Genomic DNA, 23623 nt, shown 5'->3' with positions numbered 1-23623 from the left:
CCTTTCCTTGACGGGTCGGGATGACCGGCCGGGCGGCAATCGCGCGACGGGTGGATCAGAAGAAACATGGCGACAGCAGAGGGGGTGGTGCTTGAAGCCAGGGGCATCACCAAGACATTCGGCAATCACACGGCTCTGAAGGGCGTTGATATCAGCTTGCGTCGGGGCGAGGTGCATGCGCTGCTCGGCGAGAACGGCGCGGGCAAATCCACGCTGATCAAGATCCTCACCGGCGCCTATACCCCGGATGCAGGCGTGATCTCTCTGGACGGCCAACCGGTTTCCTTCGCGACGCCGCAACAGGCGCAGGCGCTCGGCATCGGCACCGTCTACCAGGAAGTCAATCTTCTGCCGAACATGACGGTCAGCGACAATCTGTTCATCGGCCGCCAGCCGAGTGCATTCGGTCTGGTGAACCGGTCGGCGACGGACGACCTGGCGCGCAAGGTTCTGTCGCAATACGGTCTCGACATCGATGTGCGCGCGGAACTTTCCACCTATTCGGTGGCCATCCAGCAGATCGTGGCGATTGCGCGCGCCGTTGAACTGTCGGGCAAGGTTCTCATTCTGGATGAACCGACCGCCAGCCTTGACCGCCATGAGGTCGACAAGCTGTTCGAGATCATCCGCACCCTGAAGTCCCGTGGCCTTGCCATTGTCTTCATTACACATTTCCTCGATCAGGTCTTCGAGCTTTCCGACCGTGTGACGGTCCTGCGCAATGGTTTCCGGATCGGTTCGGAGCCGGTTGCCGCGCTCGACCGGACGGGCCTGGTGCGCATGATGCTGGGCAAGGATCTGGTTCACCATCATAACGGTCCGGTCGAGGGCGAGCCGGATGGCGGCGACCTTTTGATGTCGGTGCGACAGCTGGGACTGACCGGCAGCGTCCAGCCGCTGGATCTCGATATCCGCAAGGGCGAAGTGGTGGGGGTTGCCGGCCTGCTGGGCTCCGGGCGCACCGAAATGGCCCGCCTGATGTTCGGCATCGACGTTGCCGATAGCGGCGCCCTTCATATCGACGGCGAAAGCCGTGTGGTGCGCTCGGCGCGCGAGGCGGTGTCGCTCGGCTTTGGCTTCTGCCCCGAGGATCGCAAGGCCGACGGCATTTTCGGTGACCTGTCGGTGCGCGAAAACATCGTCATCGCCATGCAGGCACGGCTCGGCTGGTTCCGGGCGCTGAACCGCGACGAACAGCTGGAGATCGCCGGCAATTTCATCGAGGCGCTGGATATCCGCACCGCATCGGCGGAACTGCCCGTCAAGCTGCTGTCCGGCGGCAACCAGCAGAAGGTCATCCTGGCGCGCTGGCTTGCCACGGATCCGCGTTTTCTGATCCTGGACGAGCCGACCCGCGGCATCGACGTCGGGGCCCATGCGGAAATCGTGCGCATGATCAGCCGCCTGAGGGAAGACGGCCTGGCGCTGGTGGTCATCTCGTCCGAACTGGACGAAATCGTCAGCTATTCCTCGCGGGTCGTCGTGATGCGCGACAGGGCGCTGGTGGCGGAACTGCACGGTGCCGACATCACGCCGGCACGGATCGTGCAGGCGATTGCCGGCCAGGGTGTGGAGGGCGCGGCATGAAACGCCTGCACCTTTCGGATATCGCCCGGCCGCAACTTCTGGCCCTCGCCTGCATTCTTCTTCTGAACTGGCTGGTTTTTCCCGGCTTCTTTACCGTTACCTGGCAGGACGGCCGGCTGTTCGGCAGCCTGATCGATGTCATCAACCGCGGCGCACCGGTGGCGATCCTTGCGGTCGGCATGACGGCCATCATCGCAACGCGTGGCGTGGACCTTTCGGTCGGCGCGGTCATGGCGGTGGCCGGTGCCGTGGCCGCAACCGCGGCAGTCGTCGGTCAGCCTCTGATCGTCACCCTGCTTGGCGCGCTGCTGGTCGGTCTGGCCTGCGGCCTGTGGAACGGAGCGCTGGTGGCCTTTCTTGGCATGCAGCCCTTCGTCGCCACGCTGGTGCTGATGGTGGCGGGACGCGGCCTTGCCCAGCTGATCACCGAGGGGTCGATCGTCACCTTCTCGGATCCGGCCCTGATCTTTGTCGGCACCGGCTCGCTGCTCGGCCTTCCGATGCCGGCGGTGATCGCGCTTGTGCTGATGATTGCCGCCCATCTCGTGATGCGCCGCACGGCCATGGGACTGTTCGTCGAGGCGATCGGCACCAACCGGTCGGCGGCGAGCTATACGGGGTTGCGCACGCGCACCGTCATTCTGACGCTCTATGCCTTCGGCGGGCTCTGCGCCGCCCTGGCCGGGGTGATCGCCGCTGCCGACATTCGCGGCGCCGATGCCAACAATGCCGGCCTCTGGCTGGAGCTCGATGCGATCCTGGCCGTGGTGATCGGCGGAACTTCGCTGATGGGTGGACGCTTCTCCATTCCGATGTCGGTTCTCGGCGCCGTCATCATCCAGGCCATGAATACCGGCATCCTGGTGTCGGGGCTGCCGCCTGAATTCAACCTCATCGTCAAGGCAAGCGTCATCATCCTGATCCTTGTCATGCAGTCAGACCGGATCGGAGAGCTCGTCTCGCGCCGGTTCGCACGCCTCAAGCTGCGGGGGAAAAGCTGATGAATCCGCGTTACCGGCCGCTGGCCGCCACCACGCTCATCTTCATCGTGGCCTATGGCCTGTGCATTGCGCAGTATCCGGCCATGTGGTCCACCCGTGTCCTCGGCAATTTTCTCACCGACAACGCCTTTCTCGGCATTGCCGCCGTGGGCGCCACCTTCGTCATCATCTCCGGTGGCATCGACCTTTCCGTCGGCGCCGTGGTCGGCCTTGCCGGCGTGCTTTCCGCGGTGCTGATCACCACGCTCGGCCTGCACCCGTTGGCTGCCTTCGCGATCGTCCTGGTCGTCGCGGCCTCCTTTGGGGCGGGCATGGGCGCGGCGATCCACTTCCTGCGGGTTCCCCCTTTCATCGTCACGCTGGCCGGCATGTTCATGGCGCGCGGCGTGGCCTCGATCCTGACGCAGGATTCGATCCCGATCGACCATGAATTCTATCGGACGATTTCCGGCCTCTACTACCGGCTTCCGGGCGGCGGGCGCCTCAGCGCCATCGGCCTGCTGATGCTTCTCGTCTTCCTGGTCGGCGGCCTGATTGCCCACAAGACCCGCTTCGGCTCCTATGTCTATGCGATCGGCGGCAACCAGACCTCGGCGGCGCTGATGGGGGTTCCCGTCGGGCTGACAACCATCGGCATCTATGCGCTCGGTTCCTTCCTCGGTGGCCTTGCCGGCATCGTCTATTCGCTCTACACCTCCTCCGGTTATCCCCTGGCGGCGGTCGGCATGGAGCTTGATGCGATCGCGGCCGTGGTGATCGGTGGAACGCTGCTGACCGGCGGCTATGGATTCATATTCGGGACACTCATCGGCGTGATGCTGCAAGGCCTCGTCCAGACCTACATCGTCTTTGACGGTACCTTGTCCAGCTGGTGGACGAAGATCGCCATCGGCTTGCTGCTCTTCATGTTCATCCTGCTGCAGAAGCTGGTATTTTCGGCGCAGGGGCGACGACCGCGGATGCAGAAGGCGCCCGCATGATCGAGCCGGGGAGCCTGCTTCGCTCCCTGACCGAGCGAACGGCCGCACGCAATTTCCAATCCCGCGTCATCCATGACATCGGGGCCGGAGTGATCTCCGGCCGCTTTCCTATCGGCAGCACCCTGCCCAATGATGCCGCGCTGATGGATGAATTCGGCGTTTCCCGGACCGTGCTGCGCGAGGCGCTGAAGACGCTGGAGGCCAAGGGGCTGCTCGAGGCACGGCCGAAGGTGGGCACCAAGGTGGCCAAGAAAAGCCGCTGGAACATCTATGACCCGCAGGTGCTCGCCTGGCATCTGACGGCGCCGCCCGACCGCGACTTTCTCGCCGGCCTCGGCGAGGTGCGCCGCTCGCTGGAGCCGCTGGGCGCTGCCCATGCCGCAAGCCGTCGCAGCTCCGAGCAGGTGCGCCTGATGCGCTACTGGATCCAGCAGATGGAAACCTCGCTCGATCAGGCGAGCAATTTCTGCGTGGCGGATTTCGAACTGCACCGGATCATCGCCGAGGCCTCCCGCAATCCCTTCATCCGGGGCCTCAACGGTGTCATCGAACTGTCCCACGCCTTTGCCTATCTGAAACCGGTCAACGATCCCGATGCGGCAGACCTCGTGCCGTTTCTGACCCTGCACCGGGACCTCGTCCTGGCGATCGAGCGGGGACAGGAGGCAGATGCCGGCGAGGCCATGCTGAAGGTGGTGGCGTTCGAACAGGTTCTTTGAGCGCCGGAAACTACTCGATCAGGCCGAGACGCAGCCCCTTGGCCACCGCCTGCGCGCGATTCACGCAGTCGAGCTTGCGGATCGTGCTGTTGAGGTGAGAGGTAACCGTGTGGTCCGACAAGGTCAGGATCTGCCCGATCTCGACGGATGTCTTGCCGAGAGAGGCCCAGCGCAAGACTTCGGTCTCGCGGCTGGTGAGGGTTGTCACGCCGCCCTCGCCGCTGTGTTTCGTCCACTCATAGAGGCTGAAGGCCCTGAGGGTCAGCATTCCGAGTTCGTTGAGTTCCGACAGGGTCAGCAACGGACGGTCGCCGGACAGCGCCATCATGTAATGCCCTCCATCCGCCGATCGCAGAGGAATGGCTGCAAGTGTGGACGCACTGTGCCGGACCATCAGCTCGATCATGGTGGGCGGACACAGATGCGGCCCCGGTATGTTCAGGCACACCGGCAGCCGCGCGGCGTTCAGCATGCGTGAAAAGGAGGCCGTGTTGAGAAGCCGGTCGGCATCGAATTCCTCCAGCAATTCCAGCGGCGTGTTCGTGGCGACGACCAGAGGCAGCAGCTGGCGGTCGGTGTCGGACGGACGCTTCGATAGGATGAAGTACCGAAAGCCGAAATGCAGCGCGAGATAGCCGAAAGCCGCGGTGACATCCGCCATGCATGTGGCGTTGACAAGCAATTCGCTGACGGCCGCATGCCGTTCGGCCGTAACCCGGATGCCTGATGGCGACACATTGAGCGTCACGGCACGTCTCCCTGCAGCGATGCGGACAGCCACACAGGAAAGGCCACTGCCCGCGTCTTGCCGTGCGCTGCCGCCAGTGCGCGGTCCGCACGGGAGTTGCCGGAGGTTGGCCAACCGGTGGCGGCGAAGAGGGGGCTGAACGGCAAGTCAGGCTGCGGCGTCATGCACGATAAACCAGTGATGGAGATGAATGTATGTAATGCTAATTTAATGGTCTCTGCTAGAGCTAATCTTCGCCATTCTGGATATTTCCCGCTCAGTCTCAGGATCGTCGTCAGCGTGCCGGCCATGACATGGCGCAACGGGCATCCATTGTGATGGTGGAAGACCGCCTCTACCTCGCCTCGCCCATCGGTTGCCCTCCGTTGCTCACGGACATTCAGTCACGTTTCTGTTGCCTCGTTTTGATTCCGATCAATCTGTCGTCCTGTCGGCTCCACTAGATCTGTTGTCATACCCGCGCGGCCACTCTGGCCCATCCAGCATCGGAAGATGCGCCAGAGTTGCCGCCGGTCGAGGCGCGGATGTGGTCCTCCGGGGGGGTGGCCTGCTGCGGCGTTCATTTCAGAAAGTCTGGTTTTGGGGCGCGAGGCTGCGCCGGAGAGCGATATGATGAAGAAGATCACGGGATGGATTCCCCTCGCCATCGTCGCGGCAGGCATAGCCGGCGGCTACTATGCCTGGACGCAGTATAGCGAAGCCGGACTGCCGGTCGGCATCGCATCGGGTAACGGCCGCATTGAGGCGACCGAGATCGATGTTTCCGCCAAGACGGCGGGCCGCATCAGCGAAATCCTTGTTCAGGAAGGGGATTTCGTCCAGCCGGGCGATGTGCTTGCGCGCATGGACACCGTCCAGCTGGAGGCGCAGCGGCGGCAGGCCGAAGCGACGCTGAAACAGGCAGTCATCGGCATCGATACGGCCAACAGCACCGTGACGCAGCGTGTGGCAGAGCGCGAATCCGCCGCCGCGACCGTTGCCCAGCGCGAGGCGGTTCTGGATGGCGCGCAACGCAAGCTCGCCCGTTCCGAGCAGCTGGCATCATCCAATGTCACCACCCAGCAGGTGCTGGACGACGATCGATCCGATGCGGAATCGGCCCGCGCGGCCGTGGCCGCCGCCAAGGCGGAACTGGCGGCTTCCGAAGCGGCAATCAGTGCTGCGAAGGCACAGGTGGTGCATCAGGAGGCGGCGGTTGAGGCGGCAAGGGCATCGGTTGCCAGCATCGAGGCCGACATCAACGACAGCACGCTGAAGGCCGTTCGGCCGGGCCGCGTTCAGTATCGGGTGGCTGAACCCGGGGAAGTGCTGGCCGCCGGCGGCCGCGTACTCAATCTGGTTGATCTGAGCGACGTCTACATGACTTTCTTCCTGCCGACAGCCGAGGCCGGACGGGTGGCGATCGGCACCGAGGTTCGCATCGTTCTCGACGCCGCGCCGCAGTTTTCCATTCCCGCCACGGTGACCTTCGTTGCCGATGTCGCGCAGTTCACCCCGAAGACCGTGGAGACAGAGGAGGAGCGCGAGAAGCTGATGTTCCGCATCAAGGCGCGCATTCCGCAGGCTCTGCTGGAAAAATACATCCATCAGGTCAAGACGGGGCTTCCCGGCATGGCCTATGTCAAGCTTGATGCCAATGCGGCATGGCCCGCCAAGCTGCCGGGTGTCGTGCAATGAGGTCGACGGCACACCAGAATGCGCCAAGTGCGCAGGTGGAGGCGGCACCCGTCGTGCGGCTGCAGCAGGTGGGCTTTCATCACGGCAAGACACAGGCCCTGCTTGATGTCAGCCTTGATCTTCCCGCCGGCTGCATGGTGGGCCTGATTGGGCCGGACGGCGTCGGGAAATCCACCCTGCTGTCGCTGATCTCCGGCGTGCAGGTGATGCAGGCGGGGCGGATCGAGGTTCTGGGCGGCGATATCGCCTCGCGCCCGCATCGCGACAGGATTTGCCCGCGGATCGCCTACATGCCGCAGGGTCTCGGCAAGAACCTCTATTCCACCCTGTCGGTGACGGAGAATGTCGATTTCTTTGCCCGGCTGTTCGGCCAGAACCGGGAAGAACGGCAGGCCCGCATTGCCGATCTTCTGCAGCGTACCGGGCTTGCGCCCTTTCCCGACCGGCCGGCCGGCAAGCTTTCCGGCGGCATGAAGCAGAAACTCGGTCTCTGCTGCGCTCTGGTGCACGATCCCGACCTGCTGATCCTCGACGAGCCGACCACCGGCGTCGATCCGCTGTCGCGCCGGCAGTTCTGGGAGTTGATCGATGACATTCGCCGCGACCGGCCCGGCATGAGCGTCGTCGTCGCCACCGCCTACATGGAGGAGGCCGAACGTTTCGACTGGCTTGTGGCGATGGATGGCGGACGCATATTGGCGACCGGGACCCCCGCCGAACTACTGGCGCGCACCGGCACCGACAATCTGGATGCCGCCTTCATCGCGCTTCTGCCGGAGGCGAGGCGCAAGGGGCATGCGCAGCTCGTCATTCCGCCGCGCGACGCCCGGGGATCTGGCGAGGATGTGGCGATCGAGGCGGAAAACCTGACGATGCGCTTCGGCGGGTTCACCGCCGTCGACAATGTCAGCTTTCGCATCCGCAAGGGCGAGATCTTCGGATTTCTCGGCTCGAATGGCTGCGGCAAGACAACCACGATGAAGATGCTGACGGGTCTGCTCGCCGCAAGCGAGGGAACCGCGAGCCTGTTCGGCAGTCCGGTCGATCCGAAGGATATCGATGTGCGCCGTCGCATCGGCTACATGAGCCAGGCCTTCTCGCTCTATTCGGAACTGACGGTGCGCCAGAACCTCGACCTGCATGCCCGTCTGTTTCGTATGGCACCGGATGCCATTCCAGCCCGGATCGACCAGATGCTCGCCCGCTTCGGTCTCGTCGAGGTGGTCGACAGCCTGCCGGATGCGTTGCCGCTCGGCATCCGCCAGCGCCTGTCGCTGGCCGTGGCCATGATCCATGCGCCGGACATCCTGATCCTGGACGAGCCGACCTCCGGCGTCGATCCGGTGGCGCGCGACAGCTTCTGGCAGATCCTCGCGGATCTGTCGCGCAAGGATGGTGTCACGATCTTTGTCTCGACCCATTTCATGAACGAGGCGGAACTGTGTGACCGGATTTCCCTGATGCATGCCGGCAAGGTTCTGGTCAGTGATACGCCTGCCGCGATCGTCAAGGCGCGCTCGGCGCAGACGCTGGAAGAGGCCTTCATCGCCTATCTTGAAGAGGCGACGGGAACGGCCGCGACGGCGCCTGCGGTGACCGGGGCACCGGATCCGCAGCCTCGTGCGGAACCGCCGCCCGCCGGACGTGCGGCCCCCTTCGATCTGCGGCGGATGTTTGCCTATACCCAGCGGGAAACGCTGGAACTGCGCCGCGACCCGATCCGCGCCACGCTTGCCATCCTCGGCAGCGTCATCCTGATGTTCGTCATCGGCTATGGCATCAATCTTGACGTCAACAACCTGACCTTTGCGGTGCTTGACCGCGACGACACGACGCTCAGCCGCGATTACGCCCTGCAGATCGCCGGATCGCGCTATTTCATCGAGATGGCGCCGATCCGCGACTATGAGGATCTGGACCGGCGCATGCGCAGCGGCGAACTGAGCCTTGCAATCGAAATCCCGCCCGGCTTCGGGCGCGATGTGGAGCGCGGGCGCGGCGCGGCGCAGGTGGCGGCGTGGATCGACGCCGCGATGCCGACGCGGGCCGAAACGGTTCAGGGTTATGTGGAGGGCATTCACGCGGCCTGGCTGCAGCAGAAGGCGCGGCTGCTCTACGGCGATGCCGCAACGCAGGGCAGTTTCCAGCTCGCCCTGCGCTATCGCTACAATCCGGGCGTGGAAAGCCTGGTGGCGATGGTGCCGGCGGTGATCCCGCTGCTGTTGATGATGATCCCCGCCATGCTGGCGGCGCTCAGCGTGGTGCGCGAGAAGGAACTGGGTTCAATCATCAATTTCTATGCGACGCCGGTGACGCGGCTGGAATTCCTGCTCGGCAAGCAGATACCCTATGTCGTGCTGGCCATGGCCAACTTCGCCATGCTGGTTGCCTTCGCCGTCTTCATCTTCCAGGTGCCGCTGACCGGCAGCTTCCCGACGCTGGGCCTTGCGGCGCTGATCTATGTCATCGCGGCGACCGGCATGGGCCTGCTGATTTCCAGCTTCATCCGCTCGCAGATTGCCGCGATCTTCGCCACCACGCTGATCACGCTCATTCCGGCCGTGCAGTATTCCGGCATGATCGATCCGGTGTCCTCCCTGCAGGGGGCCGGTGCCGTGATCGGGCAGATCTATCCGACCAGCTATTTCGTCACCATTTCCCGCGGCACCTTTTCCAAGGGACTGGCCTTCGGCGATCTCATCGGCTCCTTCGTGCCGCTTCTATGTGCCGTGCCGGTGCTTCTGGGGCTCGGCACCCTGTTCCTGAAAAAGCAGGCGGGCTGACCCATGCGACTGGCCAACGTCCTCCACCTCGGCATCAAGGAACTGCGCGGCCTGCTGCGGGACCCGGTGATGCTGATCCTCATCGTCTATTCCTTCACGCTGTCGATCTACACGGCCTCGACGGCGACGCCGGAAAGTCTCAATCATGCAGCCATCGCCGTGGTGGACGAGGACCAGTCTCCGGTGTCCTCACGCATTATCACGGCCTTCTCGCCGCCCTATTTCGTCGTGCCGAAGCTCGTCACGCAGCAGGAAATGGACCGGCGCATGGATGCCGGGCTCGATACCTTCGTTCTCGACATTCCGCCCGACTTCCAGCGAGACCTGCTGGCCGGCCGCTCTCCGACCATCCAGCTGAACATCGACGCGACCCGCATGACGCAGGCCTTTACCGGCGGCAGCTACGTGCAGTCGATCGTCTCCGGCGAAGTGAGCGAGTTCCTCGACGGCTATCGCGGTGCAAGCTCGAACCAGGTGGATCTTGTTCTGCGCGCCCGCTTCAACCAGCAGCTGGACAAGGGATGGTTCGGTGGCGTGAACGAAGTGATCCAGGCGGTGACCATGCTGTCGATCATCCTGACCGGGGCAGCGCTGATTCGCGAGCGCGAGCACGGCACGATCGAGCATCTGCTCGCCATGCCGGTGACGCCGACAGAGATCATGCTCGGCAAGGTCTGGTCCATGGGACTGGTGGTGCTGCTGGCGACGATCTTCTCGCTGATTGTCGTGGTGCAGGGCTGGCTGGCAATCCCGATCCAGGGCTCTCTGACGCTGTTCCTTCTGGCCGCGGTGCTGCAGCTCTTCGCCACCACCTGCATGGGCATCTTCCTTGCCACGGTGGCCGGCTCCATGCCGCAGTTCGGCCTGCTGATGATGCTGATCCTTCTGCCGCTCCAGGTGCTTTCAGGCGGCATGACGCCGCGCGAAAGCATGCCGCAGATCATTCAGGACATCATGCTGGCGGCGCCCAACACCCATTTCGTCATCCTCGCCCAATCCGTCCTTTTCCGGGGCGCCGGGCTCTCGGTCGTCTGGCCGCAGCTTCTCGCCCTGGTGCTGATCGGCACCGTGCTGTTCATCTTCTCACTCCGCCGCTTCCGCAAATTCCTGAGATAGGGGCGGCGGAGCCGATGTCAGAGCCGCCGCCTGACGCTGCAGGAAGGCCTTCCGATAGCGGGCATAGTGGCGGCGTGTGTGCCAATCCCGGTGCAGGGTCAGGGCCATGCCCTTGATCGATCGCAGGAGATTGCGGCGGCGTGCGCCCTTGCGGTCGCTCTCTAATAAGCTTCCGCCAAGATCGGACGCCGCTTCACGAATGGGGTTGCCGGGCAGTGACCAGATGTCGAGGCCGATTTCCCAGAAGAACTTGATATCCTCATCCACGACGCGAAAAACCCGCTCCCGCGCCAGCAAGCGCGCTGCGCCTTCGCGCGAAATGAGGTAGCCGACCAGCCCGGCCCTGGTCCGTTTCCACTTGACCAGCGGCAGGCCGGCAATCTCGGTTTCGATGCCGACATGGCGCGAGCGGTCGCGCGGGAAATCGAACAGCTTGATCATGTGACGCCCATCTGCCAGCAGCGCTGGCGCCCGCTGCACGGCCTGGTGAACGATCTCGGGGGTATGAAACCGGAAATCATCCTCGAGCAGCAAGGCATATTGCCAGTCCCGTGCCAGCAATGTCTGCCAGCCAAGCCGATGCGTGGCATAGGCTGCCATCTCGCTGCGGGTCGGCATGTGTTTGCTCCAGCGCCTTGCCTTGCCGATGTCGAAAAGCCGATCCACCTCTTCGTCCGTGCTGATGAAGCCGTGGGCAAGATGGATCTGATGCGGATGAAACAATGTTGCGGCTTCCGCGAGTGCACCATTCACCCGCGCCGCCGGCGATCGGCTGCAGGTCAGGATGATGATGCCGGTTTCTGTCGGTTCTGGTTGATCAGGACGCATCGTGGATTGCCTTTAGTTGCGGCAGACCGACCGGGGTCACGCCGAGATCGCGCGCGAGCTGGCCGAACCCCTCCGTCTCAAGGAGGTCGCGATAGGGAATTTCGGGGAAGATGAGGCCGGACCGGTGCACATCGGAATGGACAAGCAGAACCGTGCCGCCGACACCGTTCAGTGGAACCTGTTCCAGATAGCGCAGATCATGGAGATGACGGCGAACCCAGTAGTGCGGCGGAGGCTGAAGAATGCCGCCGTGAAGGTGTCGATAATATTCGCAGTCGTTCGGCTCACCGACATCGAGAAAGGCATTGAGATCGTAACTGGGCCCATCCATCGCAAGCACGCAATCCGGCGTTACGATCTTGGAACGGGCAGCCAGAAGGGACTGCAAGAGGTTGGACGGCAGCCCGATGACGTCGGAGTCCAGCCACAGGAACCAGCTGCTTGCCGAGGTCAGGCCCATGGCTTGCTGCAACAGATCGTTGCGCGCCCGCGCAAGCCCTGCGCGCCTGCGGAACTGATAGGCCTGCCGCCAGCGCCGGGAATGGGCGAGGTGCGGCGCGTTACGGTCGGTTCTAACGCTGGTGAGGCTGGCGAATGTTTCGGCATATCGTGCCGTAAGGTCCGCGATGATGGAGGAGGTATTGTCGGTGCTGTCGCCCTGGCCATAGACGAGGTGAAGCCGCTGTTTCGGATAATCGAGGTTCAGGATCTGCTCGATGTTTCGTTGAAGTGTCGCGGCCCCGTTTCGCACGGGCACCAGGATTGTCGTTTCCGGCAGTTCCTGCCCATCGGCCAGAGGGCGAAGAAGCAATGGTGCATCGATCCGCTGCCGGGCGTCGGAAAGCAACAGCTTGCGTCCGGACATGGCGTGACGCAGCTTGCGAAGTGCCGTCACGCTGCGCCGCATCGCATTCGGGCGCTTTTCACGAAACCAGCTGCCGTTCCAGAAGTGTTCGCAGAACGCGGTATTCTGCCAATGGCCATGCCTGTTGCCGGTCGGAGTGCCCTCGCGTTCGGCAAAGAGGTGTGATGAGTGGAGCCTGAACGCATCCTGATCCGGCCATTGCAGAACCGCCGCTGTCAGCAGCAATGGTCCGGTTGTTTCCAGCACGTCGCCATTCTTGCGCGGATACATCCGCACGCAAAGATCGATGACCTTATCCCAGAATGGATGTCCGGCCGGACTTGCCATGACCCCATTGAAAAACAGTGTCGGCAGCCCGCGCCTTTGGGCGTGGTGGTGCCGTTCCGGCGGTTCCTCGCACAGGATGATCCGCGTGTCTTCTGCGAGCGGCGCGAGCGGCGCGAGACAGCGGGTGTCGATATCCGTGTAGACGCCACCGAAGCGCTTGAGCAGGCAGTAACGTGCAAGGTCCGCGCGCTGGACAGGCCGGGAGTAGCCGTCGAAAAGCGGCAGCAGATCCGGAAATTCGGCCGCCATGAATTGCCTAAGGGCTGCATCATCCCAGAAACGGTAATCCCAATCCGGATTGAGGCGTTGCCAGCTCCCGGTGTCGCCTTTATCCGGAGGTACGGGATGCGTCTTCCAGGTTTGGTGGATGATGCGCGGAATAGACCTCGGAAAATATGATGACATATCTGCAGGTAAGTCTGGAACAGGATGAAAATCAGGCGTCCGGTCGCGAATTGCGCGACGGGGCCAACTACTTGAACATGTCGAATTTTTCTAGCGTAAGTCGAATCTTTCTCAAGAGAAAAGTAACGACGGACAAGAAAAGTGGCCGCGCCGCAACAGTCGCCCCTCTTGAAAAGGAGGGTATTGAACAGCTTTTGTATATCATACGTGATGTGAAGCCGCGCGCCGTGCTGTTCGAAAGCGTTACATTGCTTCAGGCCGTCGAAGCTGTTCGCCGTGTCGAGCCTACCCTTCCGCTGATCGTTGATTTTCACAATGTGGAATCCCGTCTTTATCGGGAGATGCGGTTGGCACGCTGGCCTCGCATGATGCGGCCGGTTGCCGCTCTGGTACTGCAAAAGCGGGTGAGGCAGGCGGTCGAGGCGGATCGGCGAGTGGCGCAGTGCGCAACATCACTGTGGGTGTGCTCCGACGCTGACCGTCGTCTTGTGCAGTCCATCGGTATCGACCGCCCGGTCTTCGTTGTAGCCAATCCGATCCCAGCCTGGAGCCTCGCCGCTTCCGCTGAATGTTGCGCTGAGGGCGGCGATGTCCTGTTCGTCGGCCATCTGGGGTACGGCCCGAACAAGCTGGCGGTGCGGGAGCTTGCCTTGGAGATCATGCCACGGCTGCGACGGATCATGCCGGGCGCCCGCCTTCATGTGTGTGGACGTGGGCCGGGTCGCAAGCTGCAGCGCCTGGTTGCCGCCTGTGGCGCCAGACTGACGTCCGATCCCCCTGATCTGGCGCAGGCCTATGCAACGGCTTCGGTGACAGCCATCCCGCTGCGTCAGGGCGGCGGTACGCGCCTGAAGGTGCTGGAGGCTCTGGCGGTCGGTTGCCCTGTTGTGGCCACTGCAAAGGCAGTGGAAGGTCTGGATCTTGTACCTGGGCGCCATTACCTCAGAGCTGAAACGCCGGAACAGTTTTCAGCGGTGCTGGCGAAGGTGTTGTCCGACGCGCCGCTGAGGATGCGATTGCGGGAAGCCGGCAGGACGTTCGTGCTGACCAACTTCGGCGATGAGGCCAGACGAGAGGCCGTGCGCATGGCGCTTGCCGGGATTGAAGAGCCAACATGACCTCCTGCCGGCCCGCAACCGCAGTCCGCCCCGGGAGCATGGCGCCGGGCAGGGTGCCGCCGCAGGCGGCGCTGTCATCGAAACGGAAGAAAAACTTCACGGTTGCGTCACCGATCCGTGGCTGAGCCATCACAAATGCCCGTTACACAGCCCCCTGATTTCCGGGGGGATACCGGCCGGAAACTCATTTCCCGAAACGAGGCACTTTGCGATGAAACTGTTTGTTCTGAAGACCGCGCTTGCCGGCCTGATGGCCGCAACCACTCTGGGCGTTGCCCCGGCCTTTGCCGAAAAGACCAAGTTCGAATTCTGGTACGGCCTCAGCGGCGATCTGGGCGACCGCGTGCAGGAAGCATGCTCGAAGTTCAACGCCAGCCAGAACGACTTCGAGATCGTCTGCACCTCGCAGAACGGTTACGACGCCACGCTGCAGAACACGATTGCTGCCTATCGCGCCAAGAAGCATCCGGCCATCACCCAGATCTATGATGCCGGCACGCTGGACCTGATGCTCTCCAAGGCCTTCATTCCGGCCAAGAAGCTGATGGCCGACAACGGCTACAAGATCGACTGGAACAACTATTTCGGCGGCATCGCCAACTATTATGCCACCGCTTCGGGCGAACTTCAGTCCTTCCCGTTCAACTCCTCGACCGCGATGTTCTACTACAATGTCAGCGCCTTCGAGAAGGCCGGCATCGATTTCAAGCCGGACACCTGGGAGCATGTCGAGGAAGCCGCCCGCAAGCTGAAGGCTGCCGGTTACGAGTGCCCGCTCGGCTTCAATTTCGACACCTGGCCCCTGCTGGAGCAGTTCTCCGCCATCCACAACCAGCCGATCGCCACCAAGGCCAACGGCTATGAAGGCCTTGATGCCGAAGTCGTCTTCAACAAGACGAAGTTCGTCGACCACGTGAAGTTCTTCAAGAAGATGCAGGATGAAAAGCTGTTCGTCGTCAAGACCAAGCAGCTCGGCATGGACATCGTTCCGGCCTTCACCTCGCAGACCTGCCAGATGATCCAGACCTCGATCGCCGACCACGGCACCGTCGGCAAGACCCTGCCGGAAGGCGTCAAGTGGGATGTTGCGATGCTTCCCGTCTGGAAGGGCACCGAGCGCAAGAACTCGCTCGTCGGCGGTGCCTCGCTCTGGGTGATGGCCGGCCGTCCGGAAGCGGAATACAAGGGCGCGGCAGCCTTCCTCAACTTCCTTGGCCAGCCGGACATGGTGCAGTGGTGGTCCACGGTAACCGGCTACATCCCGGTGACCAAGACCGGCTTTGACTCGATGAAGGCCAACGGCTTCTACGACAAGGCGCCCTACAAGGGTCGCGAACTGGCCATCGCCAGCCTGACCTACACGCCGACCTCAGAAAACACCCGCGGCATCCGCCTCGGCAGCTTCACGCAGATCCGCAAGGAAGTGTCGACCTCGCTTGAGGCGATCTTCATGCAGAACGCCGACGTGCAGAAGGAACTGGACCAGGCGGCCGACCGCAGCAATGCCATCCTGCGCCGCTTCGAAAAGACCTATGCCGGTCAGAAGCTGAACTGATCGATCGCGATCGCCGAATGCCCCGTGGCCGCAAGGTTTTAGACCTGATGGCGGCGGGGCATTCCGTCTCCCTGTGAGCGCTCTGGTCAATTCATGGAAAAACGTGCCGTTTTCAAGAGCTGGTGGCTGCCGGTCGTCTTCGCCCTACCGCAGCTTCTGCTGATCCTCTTCTTCTTCTACTGGCCGGTCGCCGCCGTGGTGAACTGGGCCTTCACCCTGGAGCCGCCGTTTGGCGGACCGGCCGAATTCGTCGGCCTTGCCAATTTTCAGGAAGCCTTTTCCGATCCATTCTACTGGAATTCGGTGATGGTCAGCCTGATCTTCGCCACGGTCGGTCCCCTGTTTGCCATCTCCATCGGACTCGTGCTGGCCATTGCGGTGGATCGGCAGCTGCCGGGCTCCGGCTTCTTCCGGTTCCTCTACATCCTGCCCTATGCCATTGCCGGCCCGGCAGCAGGCATGGCCTTCCGCTTCATCCTGTCGCCGGAACGCGGGCTTGCCGCCACGCTGAACGCGGCGTGGCCGGACATCTGGAACCCGGCGAAGTATGGCGAACATGCCCTGGCGCTGGTCATCATCATCTTCATCTGGAAGTGGTCGGGCTATACCTTCATCTTCCTGCTCGCCGGCCTGCAATCGGTGCCGCGTGCACTCGGGGAAGCCGCGGCCATGGATGGCGCCGGGCCGTTCCGCCGTGCCATCGACGTGCAGGTGCCGCTGCTTGCCCCCACCCTGTTCTTCCTGCTGGTCACCATGATGACGGAAGGTTTCGTCGGTGCGGACACGTTCGGCATCGTGCATGCCGTGACCGAAGGCGGACCGAACCATGGCACGGAAGTCATGGTCTACCGGATCGTCGACGAGGCCTTCAAGGGGTTGAACTATTCCGGCGCTTCGGCGCAGAGCATCATCCTGATCGGCCTCATCATGATCTTCACCTTCATCCAGTTCCGCTTCGTCGAGAAGCGCGTGCACTACAAGTGAGGGCGACATGATTCAACGCACCCCCATTGCCGATGCCGTGACCTATGCGATCATGGTGCTCGGCTTCATCCTGCTTATCGGCCCCTTCCTGGTGATCATCGCCGGCGCCAGCCAGACCATGCAGCAGGTCAATGCCATTCCCTTCAGCTTCCTGCCGGAGAACCAGTTCCTGGCCAACGCCACCCAGGCCTGGCAGCGGGCCGATCTCGGCACCGCAATGACCAACAGCCTGATCATGGCGGTGCTTGTCACGGCCGGCAAGGTGGCCCTGTCGTCATTGACCGCCTTCGCGATCGTGTTCTTCCGCTCGCCCTTGAAGCATCTCTTCTTCTGGAGCGTCTTCATCACGCTGATGCTGCCGCTCGAAGTGCGCGTCGTGCCGACCTATGCGGTGGCGGCAGACCTTCTGCAGCCGGTGAAATTCATCCTGTCTCTGTTCGGCGGCATCCAGATCGGCGTCGACTGGAACCTGCTGAACTCCTATACGGGCCTCACGCTGCCGCTGATTGCCACGGCAACCGGCACGTTCCTCTACCGGCAGTTCTTCATGACGTTGCCGGACGAACTGGCGGAAGCGGCGCGCATGGACGGTTCCGGCCCCGTGCGCTTCTTCTTCGACATGTTGCTGCCGCTCTCGCGTACCAACATGCTGGCGCTGACCACCATCATGTTCGTCTATGGCTGGAACCAGTATCTCTGGCCGCTGCTGATGGTGACGGATCCGTCCTACAAGACGGTGATGATGTCGCTGCGCTCCCTGCTTCCCGCCGATAACGGCACGCCGGACTGGAATGTCACGCTTGCCGGCTCGCTGCTCATCATGCTTCCGCCGCTCGTCGTGGTCGGCGTGCTGCAGCGCTGGTTCGTCCGCGGCCTCGTCGCCACCGACAAGTGACGCCGCGCCCCGGCCCCTGAAAACAAGGTTTGAAACTATGGCAGACATCGATATTCGCGCCGTGCGCAAGAACTACGGCAAGACCCCTGCCCTGCATGGCGTCGATCTCTTCTTTGCATCCGGCGAATTCGTCGTCATCCTCGGTCCATCCGGCTGCGGCAAGTCCACGCTGCTGCGCATGATCGCCGGTCTGGAGGATATCACCGGTGGCGAGATCGCCATCGACGGGCGCGTGGTCAATCGGCTGGAGCCGCGCGAGCGCGGTTGCGCCATGGTGTTCCAGAATTATGCGCTCTATCCGCACATGTCGGTGGCGAACAATATCGGCTATGCGCTCAAGGTTTCGGGCGTGCCGAAGGCCGAGCGCGAGCGACGCATCGCCGAAACGGCAAAGATCGTCGGCCTGCAGGATTATCTGGCACGCCGGCCGGCAGCCCTGTCCGGCGGTCAGCGCCAGCGCGTGGCCATGGCGCGCGCCATCATCCGCGAGCCCAAGGTCTTCCTGTTCGACGAGCCGCTGTCGAACCTCGATGCGAAGCTGCGCATCTCCATGCGCGCCGAGATCCGCAAGCTGCACCAGCGTCTGTCGGCCACGTCGGTATTCGTCACGCATGACCAGGTCGAGGCCATGACACTTGCCGACCGGCTGGTGGTGATGAACCGCGGCTATGTGGAGCAGGTGGGGCGTCCGCTGGAGATCTATCATCGGCCGGCCAGCACCTTCGTTGCCTCCTTCATCGGAGCGCCGGCCATGAACCTCGTGCGCACCCGCGTCGAGGTGGAAAGCGCCAGCATCCGTTTCGGCGGTGCAACGGTGGCGATCGACCCGGCCTTTGCCGCCAGGCAGCGCGGGCAGGACGTGACGTTCGGCATCCGGCCCGAGCATTGCCGCCTGTCCGCGACGGCGGAGGAGGGCGTCCAGGCGCGCGTCGATTTCGTCGAGGAACTCGGCGTTGGCCGCGTCGCCTATTGCGAGGTCGAGGGCGAGCCCTTTGCCATCACGCTCGATGATCATACGGTGGTTACGGCAGGGGATATGCTGTCCCTGCTCCTGCCGAGCGAGCATCTGCATTTCTTTGACACCGACACCGGCCGCCGCATCGAGATGGATGCGCCTGTGCCGGATGCGGCGCCCGCCGCCGCCCATCATTCCGTACAAACCATGGGAGTTCTTTCATGAACGAGATCATTTCCGCCATCGGCTTTTGCAATCGCGTCGGGCATGGCGATCTGTCGATCCTCGATGCATCGCTGCGCGAAATCGCCGATACGGGTGCCGATGCCTGCGAGATCGGCATCTATGGCGAGGAGATCATCGCCGGCGGCCGCATCATCGAGGACCGCTCCCGCCGGGTCGAGGAGATCGTTCGCGGCTATGGCTTCAAGAAGCTGTCGCTGCACGGGCAGATCTCGTCCAACTTCATGGATCGCCAGCATCTGGCGCTGCAGAAGAAGGTGGTGCGTGCCATGCTCGAACTCTGCAACCGTCTCGGCGCCGGCATTCTCGTGCATCACTCCGGTGCAGCGCAGCTCGCCGAGGGCGAAAGCGGCGCAGATCTGGACCTGATGGAACGCGAGGCGCTTTTCGAAATGGCCGAAGTCGCCAAGGGCTATGGCGTGCGCATTGCGCTGGAAAACATCTTCACCACCGAAAGCGGCCAATACCGCCAGACACCGAGCCAGGTGGCAGAGACGGTGCGCGCCGTGGGCCACGACAATCTGGTGGCGCTGATCGATTTCAGCCATGCCTATATCGAATCGACCTTCAGGCAGCTGGATTTCCGCGAACAGCTGCGCGCCATGGCACCGGTCACCGGCCATCTGCATGTGCATGACAGCTTCGGCCTTCCCTACACGATGGAGAAGTTCTTCCACGCGGCCGAAGCCACGGCACTCGGCATCGGCGACCTGCACCTGCCGATCGGCTGGGGCGATATCGCATGGGACGAGATCTTTGCCGAGCTGACCTTCCTGCCGGATACCACCCTGATCATGGAAATCGATGCGCATCGCTTCAGGGACCAGCAGCCGGGCTGCCTGGAACGGGCACGACAGCTGGCTTCGCTGGTCTCCGCCGGCTGATGCCGCCAACCGGCGGGGCTACAGCCCCGCCCACATATCTTCAGCTGCGAGAGAGCGGCAATGCCGGAACCAGACCGCCGGTGAGGATGCTGGCGCCTTGCGTCGTGTCGGTAAGCCGCCGCAGGGCCTCATGGGCGGCAAGCGTGACCGAAAGTTCCTCCTCCGAGAAGGAATAGCCGGCACGCTTGCCGACCGCCACGACGGCAGCTGTCCCCTGCTGCATCGCGGCGGCTATTCTTGCTTCGAGGATGCGGTCGGCACGCAGACGGACGCAGAAACGTTGCAGATCGCTGAAGCTCATTGGGCATCCTCAAGGCAGGACATCAAAATACTGTCTATTCCTGCCGCGGCAGGTGAAACTGACGGCTAAAAATTGTTGCGTCCGGAAGTGTAACGTTGCGGGTGCGGAAGGAAAGGCCTGCTGCGACGGCTGGGACGAATTCGCCTCGTTCTGGGACGCTCTGACGCCTTGCCCGGGCCCCGCGTGGTCAGGGGGCGGTCCTGAGGCTTTCCAGCCAGGCCTGCATCCAGTTGTCGCTGGCGGCCTGCAGGTCGATCTTGAGCCGGATGCCGGCCTCGGCATTGCGGATCGCTTCGCTCGGGCGGACGCCATAATATTGCTGGAAGGCGCGCGAAAAGGCGTTTTCGCTTGGGAAGCCGGTGGAATAGGCAAGCTTCGCGACGGAACCGCGCGAGGTTCCGACGGACGTCAGCTTCAGATAGGCCAGACGCAGGCGCCGGTCGCGGATATAGTTGGCAATGCCGCCCATGGGCTCGAACAGCCGATAGAGCGCTGAACGCGACAGGGCGAAGTGGCGCATGATCATCTCCGTCGAGAGGGACGGATTCGTCAGGTTGCGTTCTATGAACAGCTGGATGGTCTGCAGATTGATGTCCACCAGCGTTTCCCGTTCGGCGGCGACGGCGGCGGAGAAGCCGCTGGATACCAGCACGGACGCCACTTCCGCAGCGAGACGCCCTTCCGCGCCGGTCAGCCGTGGCGCGACCTTGGCCATAGACAGCATGTGTTCGCCGAGGAGGATTCCGAGCGTTGACGAGCCCTGGACGCGAGAGCCGTGCAGGTCATCGATCACCCGCGGCGTCAGTCGCAGCATGGAGCGCGGCAGGATCAGGCTGATGATGTCCATGTCCGTCGTCTGGCTCTGCATCGGACGGCTGAGATCGAAGCAGACGATATCGCCCGCGACGCCGGTGGCAAGCCCGCCATCGGCATCGTAGGCGCATTCGCCCTTCACATAGAGCTGGATCAACAGATGATCGACACCGGTTGCAGCGACAAGTTCGCGGGAGCGGTGGAAGGACTGGGCGCTGGCGGAGGATTTGCCGATCAGAAAATGCCCGAGATTGTAGCTGGCAAGATCCGCCTTGAAGCTCGACAATTCGTCCCTGGTCGGACGGGCCTCGAACAGGCTGGCCACCCCTGCCCGCCAGTATTCGAAATTCTCATCGCGGCTCAGTTCCTGCGAGCGTATGATCTGGTGCTCGATGCTCTCTGTCGTCAAAACGATCCCCCAAGATCGGCTTCCCGGCCCCTGGTTTCGGCCGGAAACCGGCCGGCGCAGCGCGGCAACGGTGAGGATGACGCTGTACAAGGCGACGACTAAGAAACCGCAAAATATCTTGTGAGAAATATGGCTATCCAGCAGGGATCACAAGGGACCTCTGGCTGTGATGCACGGCCGAGTACCGGCAGCGCTACTTTGTCTTTGCGACATAGACCCCGTCCCAGCCGTCGCCGGGCGGATCTGCCAGAAGCGCGCTCAGCCGTTCGGCGTAAAGGCTGTAAAGCCCGACCAGTTGCGGAGGCGCGGTCTGGCGAAGGCCTTGAAGGGCCGCAGAGGCATCCGCAAAAGCCCCATGCCGGTAGAGGGAGAGGAAGGCCTCATGCCGGGCAGCGAGATCGTGAAATGCATGGCTCCCGGCAAGCGTTTCGTCGCCCATCAGCGCATGCAGCCGCACCGGCGCCGTGCGGCCCTTCACCCGGACATTGTCGATCTCGAGAAAGGCCAGCGCGGGCACGGCCTGCCGCGTGAAGTCGCTGACGGCAATCGTCACGCCGTAGAGCTTGGTCAGGCCCTCGATGCGGGAAGCCAGATTGATGCTGTCGCCGAGCGCCGAATAGCTGAAGCGCTGCGCCGAGCCGAGATTGCCGACACAGGCATCGCCGCTGTTGAGGCCGATGCCGATGCGGATCGGCTCGTTGCGGCTTTCATTGAGAACCTCGACCGCCTTTGCCATGTCGAGGGCGGCGCGGCATGCCTTTTCCTCATGGCGGTCGATATCGAGCGGTGCATTCCAGAAGGCCATGATCGCATCGCCGATATATTTGTCGATCGTTGCCTCGCGGCGCAGCAGGACATCCGTCAGCGGCGTGAGAAAGGAGTTGATCAGGCTTGTCAGCGACTGTGGATCCATGCCCTCGGACAGCGTGGTGAACCCGCGAATGTCGGAGAACATCACGGTCAGTCGCCGTGTCTCGCCACCCAGCCTGAGCGCGGAAGGCTCGCGCGCCAGCCGTTCCACCAGCGCCGGCGCGAGATAGCGGCCGAATGCGCCCTTCACCAGCCGCTTCTCCCGATTTTCGAGTGCCAGTCTGAGCGGGGTCAACACCAGGAACAGAAGGACCAGCGTCGCGACTGCACCGACCGGGTCGATGATCACCCTGAACGCCGAGAAGGCATGCCAGGAAACCGCGACGAAGCCCGATGTGAGCCCTGCGAGGAGCAGGGCGCTGGCAAGCGCGCCGCTGCGGGTGGTGACGGCGATCAGCATCACGCCGCACAGCAGCGTGGCGAGAAGCAGCACGCCATGGCTCCAGTCCGGTTCGTGCAGGAAAACCCCCGCCACGATCTGGTCGATGATTTCGGCATGAACCGTAACGCCCGGAGTGGCGGAGGCGAGCGGGGTGGCAACGATATCGCGCAGTCCTATGGCGCTGGTGCCGACCAGAGCGATGCGACCCTCCACGACGGGTTGCAGCCGATCCACGGCATCCGCTTCCAGAAGGCGCGCGGCTGAGATCACCGTCATGTTCGGCATGCCGGAATAGTAAAGTCGCATTCGGCCATCCGGTTCGGTCGGCACGTCGAGATCGCCGACCCGCAGCCCTGTCATGCCGGGTGCTCCGCCGCCGCCCTCCCCGCTTGCATCATTGCCACGCAGCATGAAGCCCTTCGCGCCGAGCGCTGCCCGCAGGCTTTCGATGGCCAGCGCCGGATAGATTGCGGTTCCGGCAACGGCGGCAAGTGGCATGGTGCGGATGATATTGTCATCGGTGGTGGTGAAGGAGAAGAAGCCGGCGCCCTGGGCGGCAGTCTGCAGCAGATCGAGATTGCTGACGGCCCCGGAAAAATGCGGTAGATAGCGGCGCGGATCCGTTCCGCCATAGGCAAAACCGGCTCTGGCGGGAGGCGGCCTTGCGGTGCTTTCGTCAGTCAGCGCAAAGCCGAGCACCGTGTTGCCGGCAGCAAGGGCTCCCGCCAGCACCTGATCGCTGTCGAGCTGATCGGCCGTTGGCGGCAGCGCGATTGCCACACCTTGTGCGCGCAACGCTTCGACCGCTCGGGCAAGAGAGAGACGGTCCGGTTCGGAAAAGACCACGTCGAAGCCGATCGCGGCTGCACCCATGGCCTGCAGGCGTTCGACCATGCGGGCGATGACCGAACGCGACCAGGGCCACTGCCCGAGCGTTGTGATGGAGGCTTCGTCGATATCGACCACCAGCACCGGCGGCTCCGTGGCCGGTCTTGGATGAAGGCGCTGGTAGGTATCGAACAGCGGATTGCTCAGAACGGTCGTTGCCGTCGGCCAGGCGCGCAGCACGCCGAGACACAGAAGCAGAACCACGGCGCCCGCCAGTGCCGTCAGAACCGGGAGCGGCAACCTCGTTCGGCGGCGAAGGTCGAGCGGCAGAGCCATCAGCAATACCGTGC

The 23623-nt window shown here is 63.1% G+C and carries 20 protein-coding genes; 13 read left to right on the top strand and 7 right to left on the bottom strand.

Features of this window, described 5'->3' with window-relative positions; translation table 11 throughout:
* Positions 1–66: 66 nt before the first annotated feature.
* The 4 genes from KLP42_RS06925 to KLP42_RS06910 are packed head-to-tail and all read left to right on the top strand — an operon-like array spanning position 67 to position 4287.
* Positions 67–1587: a sugar ABC transporter ATP-binding protein gene (locus KLP42_RS06925; RefSeq protein WP_215565489.1), complete on the top strand. Its 1521-nt coding sequence runs from the start codon at positions 67–69 to the stop codon at positions 1585–1587.
* Positions 1584–2588: an ABC transporter permease gene (locus tag KLP42_RS06920; protein ID WP_215565488.1), complete on the top strand. Its 1005-nt coding sequence runs from the start codon at positions 1584–1586 to the stop codon at positions 2586–2588. Before KLP42_RS06925 ends, KLP42_RS06920 begins: the two co-directional genes overlap by 4 nt.
* Entirely contained in the window at positions 2588–3568 is a 981-nt protein-coding gene (gene yjfF / locus KLP42_RS06915) for a galactofuranose ABC transporter, permease protein YjfF (protein ID WP_215565487.1), read from the top strand. Before KLP42_RS06920 ends, yjfF begins: the two co-directional genes overlap by 1 nt.
* Positions 3565–4287 (top strand): FadR/GntR family transcriptional regulator, encoded by a 723-nt coding sequence (locus tag KLP42_RS06910; protein ID WP_215565486.1) that lies wholly within the window; start codon positions 3565–3567, stop codon positions 4285–4287. Before yjfF ends, KLP42_RS06910 begins: the two co-directional genes overlap by 4 nt.
* A gap of 10 nt (positions 4288–4297) precedes the next feature.
* Here KLP42_RS06910 and KLP42_RS27245 read toward each other — a convergent pair whose 3' ends face one another.
* Both KLP42_RS27245 and KLP42_RS06900 read right to left on the bottom strand, forming a co-directional pair.
* Entirely contained in the window at positions 4298–5035 is a 738-nt protein-coding gene (locus KLP42_RS27245; RefSeq protein ID WP_215565485.1) for a helix-turn-helix transcriptional regulator, read from the bottom strand.
* A complete protein-coding gene (locus KLP42_RS06900; protein ID WP_215565484.1) occupies positions 5032–5337 on the bottom strand; it encodes a hypothetical protein in 306 nt (101 codons plus the stop codon). Before KLP42_RS06900 ends, KLP42_RS27245 begins: the two co-directional genes overlap by 4 nt.
* Positions 5338–5644: 307 nt before the next feature.
* On the opposite strand from KLP42_RS06900, the gene KLP42_RS06895 reads away from it, so the two are divergent.
* Genes KLP42_RS06895 through KLP42_RS06885 form a run of 3 tightly spaced genes read left to right on the top strand, consistent with a single transcriptional unit; the run spans position 5645 to position 10611 of the window.
* Entirely contained in the window at positions 5645–6712 is a 1068-nt protein-coding gene (locus KLP42_RS06895) for an HlyD family secretion protein (RefSeq protein ID WP_215565483.1), read from the top strand.
* The gene (gene rbbA / locus KLP42_RS06890; protein WP_215565482.1) at positions 6709–9495 is read left to right on the top strand and encodes a ribosome-associated ATPase/putative transporter RbbA; all 2787 of its coding nucleotides are present in this window, start codon (positions 6709–6711) and stop codon (positions 9493–9495) included. The genes KLP42_RS06895 and rbbA overlap by 4 nt, the downstream gene beginning before the upstream one ends.
* 3 nt (positions 9496–9498) lie before the next feature.
* The gene (locus KLP42_RS06885; RefSeq protein ID WP_215565481.1) at positions 9499–10611 is read left to right on the top strand and encodes an ABC transporter permease; all 1113 of its coding nucleotides are present in this window, start codon (positions 9499–9501) and stop codon (positions 10609–10611) included.
* Here the strand turns inward: KLP42_RS06885 and KLP42_RS06880 are convergent.
* A complete protein-coding gene (locus KLP42_RS06880; protein ID WP_215565480.1) occupies positions 10579–11439 on the bottom strand; it encodes a glycosyltransferase family 25 protein in 861 nt (286 codons plus the stop codon). The two genes, KLP42_RS06885 and KLP42_RS06880, sit on opposite strands and share 33 nt — an antisense overlap.
* Entirely contained in the window at positions 11429–13036 is a 1608-nt protein-coding gene (locus KLP42_RS06875) for a glycosyltransferase (RefSeq protein ID WP_215565479.1), read from the bottom strand. The genes KLP42_RS06880 and KLP42_RS06875 overlap by 11 nt, the downstream gene beginning before the upstream one ends.
* Here KLP42_RS06875 and KLP42_RS06870 point away from each other — a divergent pair.
* The 6 genes from KLP42_RS06870 (at position 13027) to KLP42_RS06845 (ending at position 19670) form a co-directional block, all read left to right on the top strand.
* Complete coding sequence (locus KLP42_RS06870) at positions 13027–14154, top strand: glycosyltransferase family 4 protein (RefSeq protein WP_215565478.1); 1128 nt, start codon at positions 13027–13029, stop codon at positions 14152–14154. The two genes, KLP42_RS06875 and KLP42_RS06870, sit on opposite strands and share 10 nt — an antisense overlap.
* Before the next feature lie 211 nt (positions 14155–14365).
* Positions 14366–15709: an extracellular solute-binding protein gene (locus KLP42_RS06865; RefSeq protein WP_215565477.1), complete on the top strand. Its 1344-nt coding sequence runs from the start codon at positions 14366–14368 to the stop codon at positions 15707–15709.
* 93 nt (positions 15710–15802) lie between these two features.
* Positions 15803–16693, top strand: a complete 891-nt coding sequence (locus KLP42_RS06860) for a carbohydrate ABC transporter permease (protein WP_215565476.1) — start codon at positions 15803–15805, stop codon at positions 16691–16693.
* A gap of 7 nt (positions 16694–16700) precedes the next feature.
* A complete protein-coding gene (locus KLP42_RS06855) occupies positions 16701–17588 on the top strand; it encodes an ABC transporter permease subunit (protein ID WP_215565475.1) in 888 nt (295 codons plus the stop codon).
* Between the two features lie 37 nt (positions 17589–17625).
* Positions 17626–18768 (top strand): sn-glycerol-3-phosphate import ATP-binding protein UgpC, encoded by a 1143-nt coding sequence (locus KLP42_RS06850; protein WP_215565474.1) that lies wholly within the window; start codon positions 17626–17628, stop codon positions 18766–18768.
* Positions 18765–19670 carry a sugar phosphate isomerase/epimerase family protein gene (locus KLP42_RS06845; RefSeq protein ID WP_215565473.1) on the top strand — a complete coding sequence of 302 codons (906 nt, stop codon included), beginning with the start codon at positions 18765–18767 and terminating at the stop codon, positions 19668–19670. Before KLP42_RS06850 ends, KLP42_RS06845 begins: the two co-directional genes overlap by 4 nt.
* Positions 19671–19710: 40 nt before the next feature.
* Here KLP42_RS06845 and KLP42_RS06840 read toward each other — a convergent pair whose 3' ends face one another.
* From KLP42_RS06840 to KLP42_RS06830, 3 genes are all read right to left on the bottom strand, one after another.
* A complete protein-coding gene (locus KLP42_RS06840; protein ID WP_215565472.1) occupies positions 19711–19971 on the bottom strand; it encodes a Nif11-like leader peptide family natural product precursor in 261 nt (86 codons plus the stop codon).
* Positions 19972–20158: 187 nt separating this feature from the next.
* Positions 20159–21193 carry a helix-turn-helix domain-containing protein gene (locus tag KLP42_RS06835; protein WP_215565471.1) on the bottom strand — a complete coding sequence of 345 codons (1035 nt, stop codon included), beginning with the start codon at positions 21191–21193 and terminating at the stop codon, positions 20159–20161.
* 193 nt (positions 21194–21386) lie between these two features.
* Positions 21387–23609, bottom strand: a complete 2223-nt coding sequence (locus KLP42_RS06830; RefSeq protein ID WP_215565470.1) for a CHASE2 domain-containing protein — start codon at positions 23607–23609, stop codon at positions 21387–21389.
* Positions 23610–23623: the final 14 nt, after the last annotated feature.

Origin of the sequence: Rhizobium sp. CSW-27, from assembly GCF_018760785.1 — a bacterium.
Taxonomy (GTDB): Bacteria; Pseudomonadota; Alphaproteobacteria; order Rhizobiales; family Rhizobiaceae; genus Neorhizobium.
The sequence above is the reverse complement of the archived record's forward strand: the minus strand, read 5'-3'. Positions and strand labels throughout refer to the sequence as shown.